This is a genomic window from Gilvimarinus chinensis DSM 19667 (genome assembly GCF_000377745.1).
Taxonomy (GTDB): Bacteria; Pseudomonadota; Gammaproteobacteria; order Pseudomonadales; family Cellvibrionaceae; genus Gilvimarinus; species Gilvimarinus chinensis.
In genome coordinates this window covers 1-16446 of sequence record NZ_KB898719.1, presented here as the reverse complement: position 1 = coordinate 16446, position 16446 = coordinate 1, and the positions used below count along the sequence as shown (strand labels likewise).

The window sequence follows — 16446 nt, the reverse complement described above, 5'->3', positions numbered from 1 at the left end:
GAGCGTGGTCAAGTACTGTCCAAGCCAGGTTCTGTCACTCCGCACGCTAAGTTCGAAGCGGAAGTTTACGTACTGTCTAAAGACGAAGGTGGTCGCCACACTCCGTTCTTTAAAGGCTACCGTCCACAGTTCTACTTCCGTACCACCGACGTAACCGGTGCGTGTGAGTTGCCAGAAGGCGTGGAAATGGTAATGCCAGGCGATAACGTTAAGATGGACGTTACCCTGATCAACCCAGTAGCGATGGAAGAAGGTCTGCGTTTCGCGATTCGCGAAGGTGGCCGTACTGTTGGCGCTGGTGTGGTTGCCAAAATTAACGACTAATAGTCGTTGCTAGAGTGGGGCAGCTTGCTGCCCCTTTCGATTTTAGGCCAGTAGTTCAATTGGTAGAGCACCGGTCTCCAAAACCGGCTGTTGGGGGTTCGAGTCCCTCCTGGCCTGCCATTTTTTGCTTGTGTAGGTTGTCTTACGAATGAGTACAAAAGCCGAGCCCAAAGAGTATCGCCTGGATGCCATTAAATGGCTTCTGGTGGTGGCTGTTGTTGCCGTAGGTGTGGTTGGCAATTCCATGTACTCTGCTCAGCCACTTCTTTATCGTGTTCTGGTGCTGGTAGCGCTGGGCTTGGTGGGTTTGGCGATTGCATCGCAAACCGCTAAAGGTAGTGCGCTGATTCAATTGTTACGCGAATCTATTGTAGAGGTGCGTAAGGTTGTGTGGCCTACCAAGCAAGAGACTAACCAGACCACTATGTTGGTGGTTGCCGTGGTTATTGTAATGGCATTGATTCTCTGGGGGCTGGACACCGTTTTCGGTTTTGTCGCCTCCAAGATAATAGGATAAGCATTCATGGCGAAGCGTTGGTACGTGGTACACGCGTATTCTGGTTACGAAAAGAAAGTGGCCAGTTCCCTGCGCGAGCGAATTGAGCTGCACCAGATGGAAGATCAGTTTGGTGAAGTGCTTGTTCCCACCGAAGAAGTGGTGGAAATGCGCGGCGGTCAAAAGCGCAAAAGTGAGCGTAAGTTCTTTCCCGGTTATGTGCTGGTGCAAATGGAGCTTAACGACGACACTTGGCATTTGGTTAAAGATACTCCACGGGTTATGGGTTTTATTGGCGGCAAGGCTGACAAGCCAGCGCCCATTACCGATAAAGAAGCTGAAACAATTTTGCAGCGCGTGGATGACTCTATTGAGAAGCCCAAGCCCAAAACGATGTTTGAGCCGGGTGAAATGGTTCGAGTTATTGATGGCCCCTTCAACGACTTTAACGGAGTGGTTGAAGAGGTTAACTACGAGAAGAATCGCCTGCGAGTGGCAGTGCTGATCTTCGGTCGTTCTACCCCGGTAGAGCTGGAGTTCGGTCAGGTAGAAAAGACCTGATTCTCCCGAAAAGGGGAAATTTTTTGCCTTCCTTTGCCTTGTTGCAGAGGGAGGTTTTTGCGTCCTCGGGTGGTCACTAAAACCCGGGTTTAACAGGGGAGCCGGTGAAGACAAGTTTAACTTGTCCGAGGCGTTATTACCCATAACTGGAGTAGCGATATGGCTAAGAAAGTACAAGCCTACATCAAACTGCAAGTTGGTGCAGGCAAAGCAAACCCAAGTCCGCCAGTTGGCCCTGCGTTGGGTCAGCACGGTGTGAACATCATGGAGTTCTGTAAAGCGTTTAACGCGCAGACTCAGGGCCTGGAGCCTGGTGCTCCTGTGCCCGTTGTAATCAGCGTTTACAACGACCGCAGCTTCACTTTCACCATGAAGACGCCACCGGCCTCTTACTTGCTGAAAAAAGCCGCTGGTATCAAATCTGGTTCTAGCAACCCTAACACCAAGAAGGTGGGTAAGGTAACTCGTGCGCAGCTGGAAGAAATTGCGACTGCGAAAGAACCTGATCTGACTGCAGCTGATATGGATGCTGCGGTACGTACCATCGCCGGCTCTGCCCGCGCAATGGGTCTTGATGTGGAGGGCGTGTAAGAGATGGCTAAATTATCTAAGCGTCAGCGCGCTATCGCTGAGAAAGTAGATCGCGCTAAGCAGTACTCTGTGGAAGATGCGGTTGCCCTGTTGAAAGAAATCTCAAGCGTTAAATTCGCAGAGACTGTTGATGTGTCAATCAACCTGGGTATCGATCCTCGTAAATCTGACCAGTCTGTTCGCGGTGCAACTACCCTGCCTAACGGTAATGGTAAAGATGTACGCGTAGCCGTATTCACCCAGGGTGCTAATGCCGATGCCGCTAAAGAAGCCGGTGCCGATTTGATCGGTATGGACGATCTGGCCGCTGAAGTGAAAGCGGGCAAGATGGACTTTGACGTGGTTATTGCATCACCTGATGCCATGCGCGTTGTCGGTCAGCTGGGTCAGGTTTTGGGTCCACGCGGCCTGATGCCAAACCCAAAAACTGGCACTGTGACTCCAGACGTTGCTACTGCGGTTAAAAATGCCAAGGCCGGTCAGGTGCGTTACCGTGCCGACAAGGGCGGCATTATCCACGGCGGTATTGGCAAGCTGTCATTTGACGCAAAAGCTATTCAAGAAAACTTGGAAGCTCTGCTGGCTGACCTGAAAAAGTCTAAGCCTGCAACTGCCAAGGGTGTTTACCTGAAGAAGATCGCTATCAGCACGACCATGGGTCCTGGTCTGGTAATCGATCAGTCTTCACTGGCTGTATAAGCCAAAGAACTTTGGGGTCTGCCTTAGGCAGGCCGTCAAAGACCGTAGGTGATCGGCGCAAACATGCATTGGTCTTAATCTTCCAGCCTACGCAGACGGTGGACCCTCTTCGGCTTGGCCGAATGAATTCACCGAATCATTGCCGGAAAGAATGTTTTTCCGGTTGTTAGACAAACGACAGGCTGAGGTCTGTCAAACCCAGGAGAAATCCCGTGGCATTAGGACTTGAAGGTAAAAAAGCGATTGTCGCTGAAGTCCAGGAAGCTGCGAAGGGCGCTCTGTCTGCTGTGGTAGCCGATTCACGCGGCGTTACCGTAGACAAAATGACTGCCCTGCGTAAAGAAGCCAGAGAGAACGGTGTTTGGTTGAAAGTTGTTCGCAACACTCTGGCTCGTCGCGCTGTTCAAGGTACCGACTACGAATGCTTGGTTGAGAGCTTCGTTGGTCCTACCCTGATTGCTTTCTCTACCGACCACCCAGGTGCCGGTGCGCGTATTTTGAAAGAGTACGCTAAAGAGAATGAAAATCTGGAGCTGAAAGCCGCCGTATTCGAAGGTGAGATTGTAGACGTTGCCATGCTGGCATCTCTGCCTACTTACGACGAAGCGCTGGCGAAGCTGATGAGCGTGATGAAAGAAGCAGCTGCTGGAAAACTGGTTCGCACTATTGCAGCCATTCGCGACAGCAAAGAACAGGAAGCTGCCTAATTTTAGGTCGGTTTTTCTTAACGTTTACCAGAGCATTTGCTCTGCACAGATGGGAATTTAGACATGTCTGTATCTAAAGAAGATATCATCGAAGCGATTGCTGAGATGTCAGTAAAAGATGTTGTAGAACTGGTTTCTGCAATGGAAGAAAAATTCGGCGTATCTGCAGCGGCTGCTGTTGTTGCTGGTGGTGCTGGCGGCGACGCTGGCGGTGCTGCTGAAGAGCAAACCGAGTTTGACGTAATCATCACCAGCGCTGGTGACAAGAAAGTGAACGCGATTAAAGCTGTTCGCGAAATCACTGGTCTGGGCCTGAAAGAAGCTAAAGCGATCGTTGAAGAAGCACCTAAAGCTGTTAAAGAAGGTGTTTCTAAAGAAGACGCTGAAGCTGCTAAGGCTAAGCTGGAAGAAGCCGGCGCTTCTGCTGAGCTGAAGTAATCGCTTTTGCTCGATAGTCTGACGATTCGTTAGACGCTGGGCTGGTGGGTTTTACCCGCCAGCCTTTTTCCGTTTTCGGTCGATTGATATGACCGGGCAGTTCGACTGCCAGACTGCGCGCCACCGCTCGCAGTAGGGAGAGTTTAGACAACGCCACTCGCGTTTGGGCGCAGCGCCCTATCCGTGAACAAGCTGGGGAATACAGATGGCTTACTCATACACTGAGAAAAAACGTATCCGCAAGGACTTTGGCAAATTGCCACACGTCATGGATGTGCCTTATCTATTGGCGATTCAGCTGGATTCTTACAGAAAATTTACCCAGGCCGATGCGTCTGGAGAAGAGCGTTTTGATGTTGGCCTGCACGCCGCCTTCCGCTCTGTATTCCCAATTGCCAGCTACTCTGGCAATGCAGCGCTTGAGTATGTCAGCTACGTGCTTGGCAAACCAGCGTTTGATGTTAATGAATGTATTTTGCGTGGGGTGACTTATTCAGCGCCGCTGCGCGTCAAGGTTCGGCTGATCATCTACGATAAAGATTCAGCGAACAAAGCAATCAAAGATATTAAAGAACAAGAAGTCTACATGGGCGAAATTCCGCTCATGACGGACAATGGTACTTTTGTGATCAATGGTACCGAGCGTGTGATCGTATCCCAGTTGCACCGTTCACCGGGTGTATTCTTCGATCACGATAAAGGCAAAACGCACTCTTCAGGCAAGCTGCTTTACAGCGCTCGTATTATTCCTTACCGCGGCAGCTGGTTGGACTTTGAGTTTGACCCTAAAGATTTAGTGTACGTACGTATTGACCGTCGCCGTAAATTGCCCGCATCTATCTTGTTGCGTGCGCTGGGCTTCAGCTCGCAAGAAATGCTGGAAATGTTCTTCGAGACCAGTACCTTCACCTTGGGTGATGATGGCCAGTTTACCTTTGAAGTTGTGCCGTCTCGTCTGCGTGGTGACGTTGCCACCTTTGATATCAAAGACAAGAACGGCAAGGTTCTTGTCGAAGAAGGTCGCCGCGTTACTGCTCGCCACATTCGTCAGCTGGAAAAAGCTGGCGTGGAAGAAATGGCTGTACCCGCCGATTACCTGCTGGGTCGCGCGTTGGCAAAAGACGTGATCGACGAGAACACCGGTGAAGTGTTGCTGGAATGTAACAGCGAAATCACCGTGGACGCGCTGGAAATTCTGATGAAGGCCGGTGTTAAGACCGTTGAAACTCTCTACACCAACGAGCTGGATTGTGGTCCATTTATCTCCGATACCCTGCGTATCGACCCAACCCGCACTCAGCTTGAAGCGCTGGTTGAAATTTATCGCATGATGCGTCCGGGTGAGCCACCGACCAAAGAGTCTGCCGAAGCACTGTTTAACAACTTGTTCTTCACTCAAGAGCGCTACGACCTTTCTGCTGTTGGTCGCATGAAGTTCAACCGTCGCCTGGGACGTGAAGAAGAGTTTGGCGAAGGCACTCTGTCTAACGACGATATCGTTGATGTGCTGAAGACTCTGATCGATATTCGCAACGGTAAAGGCGTTGTGGATGATATCGACCACTTGGGTAACCGTCGTATTCGCTCTGTCGGTGAAATGGCCGAAAACCAATTCCGTGTTGGCTTGGTTCGCGTTGAGCGTGCGGTTAAAGAACGCCTGTCAATGGCTGAAAGCGAAGGCTTGATGCCGCAGGATTTAATCAACGCCAAACCTGTGGCCGCTGCCATTAAAGAGTTCTTTGGCTCTTCGCAGTTGTCTCAGTTTATGGACCAGAACAACCCGCTGTCTGAGGTGACTCACAAGCGTCGCGTTTCGGCCTTGGGCCCCGGCGGTTTGACCCGTGAGCGTGCCGGCTTTGAGGTGCGCGACGTACACCCGACTCACTATGGTCGTGTCTGCCCAATTGAGACCCCTGAAGGTCCAAACATTGGCTTGATTAACTCGCTGGCGACTTACTCGCGTACCAACAGCTACGGCTTTTTGGAAACTCCGTACCGCCGCGTAAAAGACGGTCAGGTAACGGACGACATCGAATTCCTGTCGGCCATTAACGAAGCGGAATATGTTATCGCCCAGGCATCTGCCAAGTTGGATGAGAGCGGTAAGCTGGTAGAAGATTTGGTGTCTGTGCGCCACTACGGTGACTTCACCCTGAAAAGCCCGGCCGAAGTTCAGTTTATGGACGTATCGCCTCGTCAGGTGGTTTCGGTAGCCGCATCTTTGATTCCGTTTCTGGAGCACGATGATGCTAACCGCGCTTTGATGGGATCGAACATGCAGCGTCAGGCTGTGCCTACTCTGAAGGCCGAAAAGCCTTTGGTGGGTACCGGTATGGAGCGCAATGTTGCCGCTGACTCTGGTGTGTGTGTTGTAGCTAAGCGCGGCGGTGTGATTGATCGTGTAGACGCTGGCCGCATCGTCATTAAAGTTCGCGACGAAGAAGTCGAGTCTGGCGATGCCGGTGTTGATATCTACAACCTGATTAAGTACACCCGCTCGAACCAAAACACGTGCATTAACCAACGCTCTATTGTGAATGTTGGTGATACCGTACAGCGTGGCGACATCTTGGCCGATGGTCCATCGGTGGATATGGGTGAGCTGGCTTTGGGGCAGAACATGCGTATCGCGTTTATGCCCTGGAACGGTTACAACTTTGAAGACTCCATTTTGGTGTCTGAGCGTGTGGTGCAAGAAGACCGCTTTACCACCATTCACATCCAAGAGCTGACCTGTATCGCTCGCGATACCAAGCTCGGTAGTGAAGAGATCACTTCGGATATTCCGAACGTAGGTGAAAACGCTCTGAACAAACTGGACGAGTCCGGCATTGTTTACATCGGCGCTGAAGTGGGTGGTGGTGACATTCTGGTGGGTAAAGTGACGCCTAAGGGCGAAACCCAATTAACCCCAGAAGAAAAACTGCTGCGCGCTATTTTCGGTGAGAAAGCGTCTGACGTTAAAGACACCTCTTTGCGTGTGCCATCAAGCACCAAAGGTACCGTTATTGATGTGCAGGTGTTTACTCGCGATGGTCTGGAAAAAGATCAGCGTTCACAAGACATCGAAAAAGCACAGTTGGACGAAGTTCGCAAAGACCTCAACGAAGAGTTCCGTATTATGGAAGCGGCTACTCTGGAGCGCCTGCGCGCTGTTATTGGCGGACAGAAAGTGGCTGCTGGTAAAGGCGTGAAAAAAGGCGAGGTGCTGACCGACGATGTTCTCGATGCCCTGGAAACCGAGCAGTGGTTCAAACTGCGCGTTGACAGTGATGAGCTGAACGAGCAAATCGATCGCGCTGAAGAGCGTCTGGCCGAGTGCCGTAAGAATCTGGATGAGCGTTTTGAAGATAAGAAGCGCAAGCTGTCCACTGGCGATGACCTGGCGCCGGGCGTTCTGAAAATCGTTAAAGTTTACCTGGCGATTAAGCGTCGTATTCAGCCCGGTGACAAGATGGCCGGTCGTCACGGTAACAAAGGTGTTATCTCGGTCATTATGCCGATTGAAGATATGCCTTACGATGCCAAAGGTGAGCCGGTAGATATCGTGCTTAACCCGCTGGGTGTGCCCTCGCGTATGAACGTGGGTCAGATCTTGGAAACGCACTTGGGCATGGCAGCAAAAGGCTTGGGCGTAAAAATCGATGAGATGGTGCGCCAGCAGAAAGCCGTTAATGAAGTGCGCGGCTTCCTGGAAGAGATTTACAACGAAACCGGCGATGTTTTTGCCAAAGAAGATTTGGTTAACTTCTCTGACGAAGAGGTTATGGACCTTGCCAACAACTTGCGCGGCGGTGTGCCTATGGCCACTCCGGTATTTGATGGTGCTAAAGAGCACGAAATCAAAGCCTTGCTGCGTCTCGCTGATCTGCCCGATTCCGGTCAGATGCAGTTGTACGACGGCCGTACCGGCGATTCATTCCAGCGTCCGGTAACCGTCGGCTATATGTACATGCTGAAGTTGAACCACTTGGTGGACGACAAGATGCACGCGCGTTCTACCGGTTCTTACAGCCTGGTTACCCAGCAGCCGCTGGGTGGTAAGGCGCAGTTCGGTGGTCAGCGCTTTGGTGAGATGGAGGTATGGGCATTGGAAGCATACGGTGCTGCTTATACCTTGCAGGAAATGTTGACCGTGAAGTCGGACGATGTAACCGGCCGTACCAAAATGTACAAAAATATTGTCGATGGCGACCACCGTATGGAGCCGGGTATGCCCGAATCCTTTAACGTACTGGTTAAAGAGATCCGTGCCCTCGGTATCAATATGGAACTGGAAGAGGACGAGTAATCGTCCGTCCATTACTAAATCGGTTAGGGCGGAGCATGAGCTCCGCCCCGTGTGCAAACTGCACTACTGGAGCCCACTGGAGGAAGCGCCTTGAAAGACTTACTTAATCTGCTCAAGTCCCAGGGACAAACTGAAGAATTTGATGCGATTCGCATTGGTCTGGCATCGCCAGAAATGATTCGCTCTTGGTCATTCGGCGAAGTTAAAAAGCCCGAGACTATTAACTACCGTACCTTCAAGCCCGAGCGCGAAGGTCTGTTCTGTGCCAAAATTTTTGGCCCGGTAAAAGACTACGAGTGTTTGTGCGGCAAATACAAGCGCATGAAGCACCGCGGCATTATCTGTGAGAAGTGTGGCGTTGAAGTGACTCTGGCGAAAGTTCGCCGTGAGCGCATGGGCCACATTGAGTTGGCAAGTCCCGTTGCTCATATCTGGTTTTTGAAATCACTGCCGAGCCGTATCGGCTTATTGCTGGATATGACTCTGCGTGATATCGAGCGTGTGCTGTATTTTGAGTCTTACGTTGTGACCGATCCGGGTATGACTACCCTGGAGCGCGGCCAGCTGCTGACTGACGAGCAGTACTTTGAATCAATGGAAGAGTTCGGCGATGAGTTCGAAGCGCTGATGGGCGCCGAAGCGATTAAAGCGCTGATGTCGGACATCAACCTCGAAGAAGAGATTCAATACCTGCGTGAAGAAATTCCGAACACGAATTCGGAAACCAAAATCAAAAAGTTCTCCAAGCGCTTAAAGCTGCTGGAAGCTTTCTACTACTCTGGCAACAACCCAGAGTGGATGGTTATGGAAGTGCTGCCGGTATTACCACCGGATTTGCGCCCGCTGGTGCCTTTGGATGGCGGCCGCTTTGCGACCTCTGATCTGAACGATTTGTACCGTCGCGTCATTAACCGTAACAACCGTTTGAAGCGCCTGCTGGATCTTAATGCGCCAGACATTATTGTGCGCAACGAAAAGCGTATGCTGCAGGAGTCTGTAGACGCGCTGCTGGATAACGGCCGTCGCGGTCGTGCGATTACCGGTTCCAACAAGCGTCCGCTGAAATCTTTGGCCGACATGATCAAAGGTAAGCAGGGTCGTTTCCGTCAGAACCTGCTGGGTAAGCGTGTTGACTACTCTGGCCGTTCGGTGATTGTGGTTGGTCCTACCCTGCGTCTGCACCAGTGTGGTCTGCCTAAGAAAATGGCATTAGAGCTGTTTAAGCCCTTTATTTTCAGCAAGCTGGAATTGCGTGGCCTGGCCACTACCATCAAAGCGGCCAAGAAAATGGTCGAGCGCGAAGAAGCCGTGGTATGGGATATCCTCGACGAAGTGATTCGCGAGCACCCGGTACTGCTGAACCGCGCACCTACCTTGCACCGTCTGGGTATTCAGGCGTTTGAGCCTGTGCTGATTGAAGGTAAGGCCATCCAGCTGCACCCGTTGGTGTGTGCGGCCTATAACGCCGACTTCGACGGTGACCAGATGGCTGTGCACGTTCCGCTGACGCTTGAAGCTCAGCTGGAAGCGCGCGCGCTGATGATGTCCACCAACAACATTCTGTCACCTGCCTCTGGTGAGCCGATCATTGTACCCTCGCAAGACGTGGTACTGGGCTTGTACTGGATGACCCGTGAGCGTATTAACGCTAAAGGTGAAGGCATGGTGTTCGCCGATGTTGCCGAAGTGTCTCGTGCTTACTACGGCCATCAGGTTGAGTTGCAGGCGCGCGTAAAAGTGCGCATCGATGAAACCATTATCGGCAGCGAAGGTGAAAAGCAGGCCACTAAACGCCTGGTTGAAACCACCGTCGGCCGTGTACTGCTGTGGGAAATCGTACCCGAGGGCATCCCCTTCGAGATGATCGACCGCGCCATGGTTAAGAAGGCTATCTCTGCGGTTATTAACCACTGCTATCGTGTGGTGGGTTTGAAGGCGACCGTTATTTTTGCCGACCGCTTGATGTACATGGGCTATGACTTCTCTACTAAGTCTGGCTCTTCTATCGGTGTGAATGACTTTGCCATTCCCGATGAGAAGTACGAAATTGTTGCTCGCGCCGAAGAAGAAGTGAAAGAAATTGAAAGTCAGTTTGCTTCTGGTTTGGTAACCGCCGGTGAGAAGTACAACAAAGTGATCGATATCTGGTCGCGCGCTAACGACCTGGTTGCCAAGTCGATGATGGACGGCATCAGCTTCGAGTCGGTGATTAATCGCGACGGTGAAGAGGAGCAGCAAACTTCTTTCAACTCGGTTTATATGTACGCCGATTCCGGTGCTCGTGGTAGCCCGGCTCAGATTCGTCAGTTGGCGGGTATGCGCGGCCTGATGGCTAAGCCGGATGGCTCTATTATTGAAGCGCCTATTACCGCAAACTTCCGTGAAGGTCTGAACGTTGGTCAGTACTTTATTTCGACACACGGTGCGCGTAAAGGTCTGGCCGATACCGCTCTGAAAACCGCAAACTCCGGTTACCTGACTCGTCGTCTGGTAGATGTTGCGCAGGACCTGGTAGTAACCATGGCTGACTGTGGTACCGACGAAGGTCTGGAAATGGCTCCCGTTATTGAAGGCGGCGACGTTATTGAATCCTTGGGTGACCGTATTCTGGGTCGTGTTGTGGCTCGCGATGTTGTGCGTCCTAACTCTGATGAGATCCTGGTGCCCGCCGGCACTATGATCGACGAAGCCTGGGTTGAGCGCATTGAAGGCATGGGGATTGACGAAGTGCTGGTGCGCTCGCCAATTACCTGTGACGCTCGCACCGGCATCTGCTCTATGTGCTACGGCCGTGATTTGGCTCGTGGTCATCGCGCCAACAAAGGTGAGGCTGTCGGTGTTATTGCTGCTCAGTCGATCGGTGAGCCCGGTACTCAGCTGACCATGCGTACCTTCCACATTGGTGGTGCGGCTTCGCGTGCTTCTGCGGCAGACAATGTTCAGGTTAAGCAGGAAGGTACGATCCGCCTGATTAACATCAAAGTGGTGACCAACAAAGACGGCAACCTGGTGGCGGTATCTCGCTCGGGTGAGCTGGCGGTGGCCGATGCCCAGGGCAGTGAGCGTGAGCGCTATAAGATTCCTTACGGTGCCGTGATCTCTGTTAAAGATGGTGAGCAGGTTGACGGCGGCCAGATTGTGGCCAAGTGGGATCCGCACACCCACCCCATCGTGACTGAAGTGGCGGGTAAGGTGAACTTCTCGGGTATGGAAGATAACCTGTCGGTACGTCGTCAAACTGACGAGTTGACTGGTTTGTCGTCTATCGAGGTGATGGATCCGTCCGAGCGTCCGTCTGCCGGTAAGGACATGCGTCCTGCTATTACTCTGACGGATGAAGCCGGTAACGAGCTGTGCTTGCCCAATACCACCATGCCTGCGCACTATCTGCTGCCAGCCCATGCGATTTTGAGCATTGCCGATAACGACACTATTGAGGTGGGTGACGTACTTGCCCGTATCCCTCAAGAGGGTTCGAAAACCCGTGATATTACCGGTGGTCTGCCCCGCGTGGCCGACCTGTTTGAAGCGCGTAAGCCGAAAGAGCCGTCCATTCTGGCGGAAATCTCCGGTACCGTTAGCTTCGGTAAAGAGACCAAAGGCAAGCGTCGTCTGGTGATTACTCCAAGCGATGGCCAGCCGCTGGAAGATGGGTCTACTCACTACGAAGTGCTGATTCCAAAACACCGTCAATTGACCGTGTTTGAAGGTGAGCAAGTTGTGAAAGGTGAGGTGGTGTCCGATGGTCCTTCTAACCCGCACGATATTTTGCGTCTGAAAGGTGTTGAAGCTCTGGCGAGCTACATTACCAACGAAATTCAGGACGTTTACCGTCTGCAGGGTGTAAAGATTAACGATAAGCACATTGAAACCATCGTTCGTCAAATGCTGCGTAAAGTAGAAATCACCGAAATGGGTGACTCTACCTTCGTAAAAGGCGAGCAAGTGGAATACACCAATGTGCTGGCCGAAAACGAACGCCTGCGCGCGGAAGACAAGCAGCCTGCTAAGTTCGAACGTTTGCTGTTGGGTATTACCAAGGCATCGCTGGCAACCGAGTCCTTTATCTCGGCGGCCTCATTCCAGGAAACCACCCGCGTATTGACCGAAGCGGCGGTTACCGGCAAGAAGGATTCACTGCGCGGCTTGAAGGAGAACGTTGTAGTGGGTCGTCTGATTCCGGCCGGTACTGGTTTGGCGTATCACAGCGAGCGCAAGCGCAAGCGTGAAGAAGCACTGGAGTTTGCCGATACTGGAGTCAGTGCCGAGGATGTCGAAGCGGCTCTGACCGAGGCGCTTAAGTCCAGTGGCGAGTAAGATTGACCCCCTATTAATCCGGCAACTATGTTTGCCAGGTTGATAGCGGGCAAAGAGACGCTGCCCGGGGCCTGGCCTCGGGTGAGTAATTATTGCTCAATAGTGTCTTGACGGAAGTGGGGGGTGTCATTACAATGCGCCACCCACTTTTTACGAAGTGGGGGATGGCAGTAGCCATCTTCTTTAAATTGGCCTCAAAATGAGGCTTTTATATATCTGTGGAGTTTATTTTCATGGCAACGATCAACCAGTTGGTTCGTAAGCCGAGAAAACGTAAGGTTCAAAAGAGCGACGTACCTGCTCTGCAAGCCAACCCGCAAAAGCGTGGTGTTTGCACCCGCGTTTACACTACCACGCCGAAGAAGCCGAACTCAGCACTGCGTAAAGTATGTCGTGTTCGTCTGACCAACGGCTTTGAGGTTACCTCATACATCGGTGGTGAAGGGCACAACTTGCAAGAGCACAGCGTAGTACTGATCCGTGGCGGTCGTGTAAAAGACTTGCCTGGTGTGCGCTACCACACTGTTCGCGGTTCACTGGATACTTCCGGTGTTAACGACCGTAAACAGGGCCGCTCTAAGTACGGTACCAAACGTCCTAAGTAAGCATTCGCGACTTAAGACATACGTTTTCGGGTAGAACCGAGTAAGGCCAGGCGCTTCGGCAGTCCTGGACATTCCCTGAAGAGAGGCTATTAACATGCCAAGAAGAAGAGTTGTCGCGAAACGCGAGATCTTGCCGGATCCTAAATACGGCAATGTGACTCTGGCTAAGTTCATGAACCACGTAATGATCAGTGGTAAGAAATCCGTAGCGGAAAAAATCGTTTACGGTGCGCTGGATATTGTTAACGACAAGCTGAACCGCGACCCCATTGAGGTGTTCGACGAGGCGCTGGAAAACATTGCTCCACTGGTTGAGGTTAAATCTCGCCGTGTGGGTGGTGCGACTTACCAGGTTCCTGTTGAAGTGCGTCCTGCACGTCGTACCGCGCTGGCTATGCGCTGGTTGGTAGATTACTCCCGCGGTCGCGGCGAAAAGTCTATGCCTGCCCGTCTGGCTGGTGAGTTGATTGATGCTTCGCAGAACAAAGGTTCTGCAGTGAAGAAGCGTGAAGATGTACACCGTATGGCCGAGGCCAACAAGGCATTCTCTCACTTCCGCTTCTAAGCTTGTAAGCGTTAAGAAACAAAAGGCAGCTATCATGGCTGCCTTTTACCATTTTAAGAAATTGGTATTTGGAGACTTCAGCTGTGGCACGTAAGACGCCAATCGCTCGCTATCGCAACATTGGTATTTGTGCGCACGTAGATGCGGGCAAAACAACCACCACTGAGCGTGTATTGTTTTACACGGGCCTCTCCCACAAAATTGGTGAAGTACACGACGGCGCTGCGACCACCGACTGGATGGAACAAGAGCAAGAGCGCGGTATCACCATCACCTCAGCAGCTGTAACCACTTTCTGGTCTGGCATGAGTCAGCAGTTTGATGAGCACCGCATCAATATCATTGATACCCCTGGGCACGTTGATTTTACCATTGAGGTAGAGCGTTCACTGCGTGTGCTTGACGGCGCTATTGTGGTGCTGTGTGGCTCTTCCGGCGTACAGCCGCAAACTGAAACCGTATGGCGTCAAGCCAACAAATATGAAGTGCCGCGTATGGTGTTCGTCAACAAGATGGACCGTACGGGCGCGAATTATCTGCGTGTGGTTGAGCAATTGCGCGAGCGCCTGGGCGCTAACGCCGTTCCCCTGCAGATGACCATTGGCTCTGAAGATGAATTCAAGGGCGTGGTTGACCTAATTAAAATGCAGGCGATTATCTGGAATGAAGATGATCGCGGCATGACCTTCGAGTACCAGGACATTCCTGCTGATCTACAAGAAACCTGCGATGAGATGCGCGAGTATCTGGTAGAAGCCGCCGCTGAGGCGGACGACGACCTGATGAACAAATACCTCGAAGGCGAAGAGCTGGCCGAAGAAGAAATTAAAGCGGCGCTTCGCAAGCGCACTTTGGCCAATGAAATTATTCCGGTTCTGGGCGGCTCTGCGTTTAAAAACAAAGGCGTTCAGGCCGTGTTGGATGCGGTAATCGATTATCTGCCGGCACCTACCGAAGTAAAAGCCATTGATGGTGTACTGGAAGACGGCGAAACGCACGATACTCGTGAAGCCGATGACAGCGCACCTTTTGCGGCACTTGCCTTTAAAATTGCCACCGACCCGTTTGTGGGTACGCTGACATTCTTCCGCGTTTACTCCGGAACCCTGTCTACCGGCGATACCGTTTATAACCCGGTTAAAGGTAAAAAAGAGCGCATTGGTCGCATGGTGCAAATGCACGCGAACGATCGCCAGGAAATTAAAGAAGTGCTGGCCGGTGATATCGCGGCGGGCATTGGTTTTAAAGACGTCACAACGGGCGATACGTTGTGTAATCCCAACAGCATTATTACCCTTGAGCGTATGGAGTTCCCAGAGCCCGTGATTCACGTGGCCGTAGAACCCAGAAGTAAAGCCGACCAGGAAAAAATGGGTGTTGCATTGGGCAAGCTTGCTCAAGAAGATCCATCATTCCGCGTGCGTACCGATGAAGAAACCGGGCAAACGATTATCGGTGGTATGGGTGAGCTGCACCTGGATATTATCGTCGATCGCATGCGTCGCGAGTTTAGCGTTGAGGCCAACATTGGTAAGCCGCAAGTAGCCTATCGTGAGCGTATTCAAAACACCTGTGAAATTGAAGGTAAGTTTGTACGGCAGTCCGGCGGCCGTGGTCAGTATGGTCATGTATGGGTTCGCTTTGAACCGGCCGAAGACGAAGGCGCTGAAGGCTTAGAGTTCGTTAACGAAATTGTTGGCGGTTCCGTACCGAAAGAATATATTCCCGCTGTTGCCAAAGGCATCGAAGAGCAAATGAAAAATGGTGTTCTTGCGGGCTACCCGTTACTGGGTTTGAAGGCTACGTTGTACGATGGCTCGTTCCACGATGTGGACTCCAACGAGATGGCCTTTAAAATTGCCGCATCTATGGCGACCAAAAAGTTGGCGCAACAAGGTGGTGCGGTATTGCTGGAGCCGATCATGAAAGTGGAAGTGGTCACTCCGGAAGAGAATATGGGTGATGTGGTCGGCGACTTAAACCGTCGTCGTGGCGTTATCCAAGGCATGGACGAAAGCGTCAGCGGTAAAACTGTCAATGCCGAAGTGCCCTTGGCGGAGATGTTTGGTTACGCTACTGATTTGCGCTCCGCGACTCAGGGCCGCGCAACCTACAGCATGGAGTTTAAAGGCTATGCTGAGGCACCCAAAAACGTCACCGATGAAATTATGGCAAAAAACAATATCATTAGTGATTAATTGATTCTGATTATTTAATTAGAGGAAACGTAAAGTGGCAAAAGAAAAGTTCGAACGGAACAAGCCCCACGTCAATGTGGGCACCATCGGTCACGTTGACCACGGTAAAACTACTCTGACAGCGGCCCTGACCCGTGTATGCGCGGAAGTATGGGGTGGTGCTGCAGTAGCTTTTGACGGTATTGATAACGCTCCGGAAGAACGTGAGCGCGGTATTACCATCGCGACTTCACACGTTGAGTACGACTCACCGAGCCGTCACTACGCGCACGTTGACTGCCCTGGGCACGCCGACTACGTGAAAAACATGATCACCGGTGCTGCTCAGATGGACGGTGCTATCCTGGTGTGTGGCGCGACCGACGGTCCTATGCCGCAAACCCGTGAGCACATCCTGCTGTCTCGTCAGGTAGGTGTACCTTACATCGTAGTATTCCTGAACAAAGCGGACCTGCTGGCCGAAGATTGCGGCGGCGTAGGCACCGAAGAATACGAAGAGATGCTGGAGCTGGTTGAGATGGAGCTGCGTGAGCTGCTGTCTGACTACGACTTCCCAGGTGACGACACCCCAATCATCGCCGGTTCTGCCCTGATGGCTCTGAACGGCGAAGACGACAACGAGCTGGGTACCAGCGCGGTTAAGAAACTGGTTGA

Annotated in this window: 13 protein-coding genes and 1 tRNA gene; all 14 read left to right on the top strand. The window is 52.0% G+C overall.

Features of this window, described 5'->3' with window-relative positions:
• Positions 1-324, top strand: a 324-nt coding sequence (locus D568_RS0118435) for an EF-Tu C-terminal domain-related protein (RefSeq protein WP_020210140.1), incomplete at its 5' end; no start/stop codon positions are given.
• Between the two features lie 44 nt (positions 325-368).
• Positions 369-444 (top strand) — tRNA-Trp (locus D568_RS0118430).
• A 28-nt stretch (positions 445-472) separates the two neighbouring features.
• The gene (secE, locus tag D568_RS0118425) at positions 473-841 is read left to right on the top strand and encodes a preprotein translocase subunit SecE (protein WP_020211080.1); all 369 of its coding nucleotides are present in this window, start codon (positions 473-475) and stop codon (positions 839-841) included.
• Between the two features lie 6 nt (positions 842-847).
• Positions 848-1381 carry a transcription termination/antitermination protein NusG gene (gene nusG, locus D568_RS0118420; RefSeq protein WP_020211079.1) on the top strand — a complete coding sequence of 178 codons (534 nt, stop codon included), beginning with the start codon at positions 848-850 and terminating at the stop codon, positions 1379-1381.
• A 159-nt stretch (positions 1382-1540) separates the two neighbouring features.
• Positions 1541-1972, top strand: a complete 432-nt coding sequence (rplK, locus tag D568_RS0118415; RefSeq protein ID WP_020211078.1) for a 50S ribosomal protein L11 — start codon at positions 1541-1543, stop codon at positions 1970-1972.
• A gap of 3 nt (positions 1973-1975) precedes the next feature.
• On the top strand, positions 1976-2671 hold the full coding sequence (gene rplA / locus D568_RS0118410; RefSeq protein WP_020211077.1) for a 50S ribosomal protein L1: 696 nt from the start codon (positions 1976-1978) through the stop codon (positions 2669-2671).
• A gap of 212 nt (positions 2672-2883) precedes the next feature.
• Positions 2884-3378: a 50S ribosomal protein L10 gene (rplJ, locus tag D568_RS0118405; RefSeq protein ID WP_020211076.1), complete on the top strand. Its 495-nt coding sequence runs from the start codon at positions 2884-2886 to the stop codon at positions 3376-3378.
• Between the two features lie 63 nt (positions 3379-3441).
• Positions 3442-3816: a 50S ribosomal protein L7/L12 gene (gene rplL / locus D568_RS0118400; RefSeq protein ID WP_020211075.1), complete on the top strand. Its 375-nt coding sequence runs from the start codon at positions 3442-3444 to the stop codon at positions 3814-3816.
• A gap of 205 nt (positions 3817-4021) precedes the next feature.
• The gene (rpoB, locus tag D568_RS0118395; RefSeq protein WP_020211074.1) at positions 4022-8107 is read left to right on the top strand and encodes a DNA-directed RNA polymerase subunit beta; all 4086 of its coding nucleotides are present in this window, start codon (positions 4022-4024) and stop codon (positions 8105-8107) included.
• A gap of 90 nt (positions 8108-8197) precedes the next feature.
• Positions 8198-12424, top strand: coding sequence for a DNA-directed RNA polymerase subunit beta' (rpoC, locus tag D568_RS0118390; protein WP_020211073.1), 4227 nt, complete (start codon positions 8198-8200; stop codon positions 12422-12424).
• Positions 12425-12657: 233 nt separating this feature from the next.
• Positions 12658-13029 carry a 30S ribosomal protein S12 gene (rpsL, locus tag D568_RS0118385; protein WP_020211072.1) on the top strand — a complete coding sequence of 124 codons (372 nt, stop codon included), beginning with the start codon at positions 12658-12660 and terminating at the stop codon, positions 13027-13029.
• Positions 13030-13123: 94 nt separating this feature from the next.
• A complete protein-coding gene (gene rpsG / locus D568_RS0118380) occupies positions 13124-13594 on the top strand; it encodes a 30S ribosomal protein S7 (protein ID WP_020211071.1) in 471 nt (156 codons plus the stop codon).
• Between the two features lie 83 nt (positions 13595-13677).
• A complete protein-coding gene (gene fusA / locus D568_RS0118375) occupies positions 13678-15792 on the top strand; it encodes an elongation factor G (protein WP_020211070.1) in 2115 nt (704 codons plus the stop codon).
• 34 nt (positions 15793-15826) lie between these two features.
• Positions 15827-16446 (top strand): GTP-binding protein (locus tag D568_RS0118370; protein ID WP_020211069.1); only part of this gene is annotated, 620 nt, incomplete at its 3' end.

Excerpts from the sequence above, each read along its gene's own strand:
- rplL (WP_020211075.1), top strand. The coding sequence starts at position 3,442 with ATGTCTGTATCTAAAGAAGATATCATCGAAGCGATTGCTGAGATGTCA.
- rpoB (WP_020211074.1), top strand. The coding sequence starts at position 4,022 with ATGGCTTACTCATACACTGAGAAAAAACGTATCCGCAAGGACTTTGGC.
- rpsG (WP_020211071.1), top strand. The coding sequence starts at position 13,124 with ATGCCAAGAAGAAGAGTTGTCGCGAAACGCGAGATCTTGCCGGATCCT.
- rplA (WP_020211077.1), top strand. The coding sequence starts at position 1,976 with ATGGCTAAATTATCTAAGCGTCAGCGCGCTATCGCTGAGAAAGTAGAT.
- rpsL (WP_020211072.1), top strand. The coding sequence starts at position 12,658 with ATGGCAACGATCAACCAGTTGGTTCGTAAGCCGAGAAAACGTAAGGTT.
- secE (WP_020211080.1), top strand. The coding sequence starts at position 473 with ATGAGTACAAAAGCCGAGCCCAAAGAGTATCGCCTGGATGCCATTAAA.
- rplK (WP_020211078.1), top strand. The coding sequence starts at position 1,541 with ATGGCTAAGAAAGTACAAGCCTACATCAAACTGCAAGTTGGTGCAGGC.
- nusG (WP_020211079.1), top strand. The coding sequence starts at position 848 with ATGGCGAAGCGTTGGTACGTGGTACACGCGTATTCTGGTTACGAAAAG.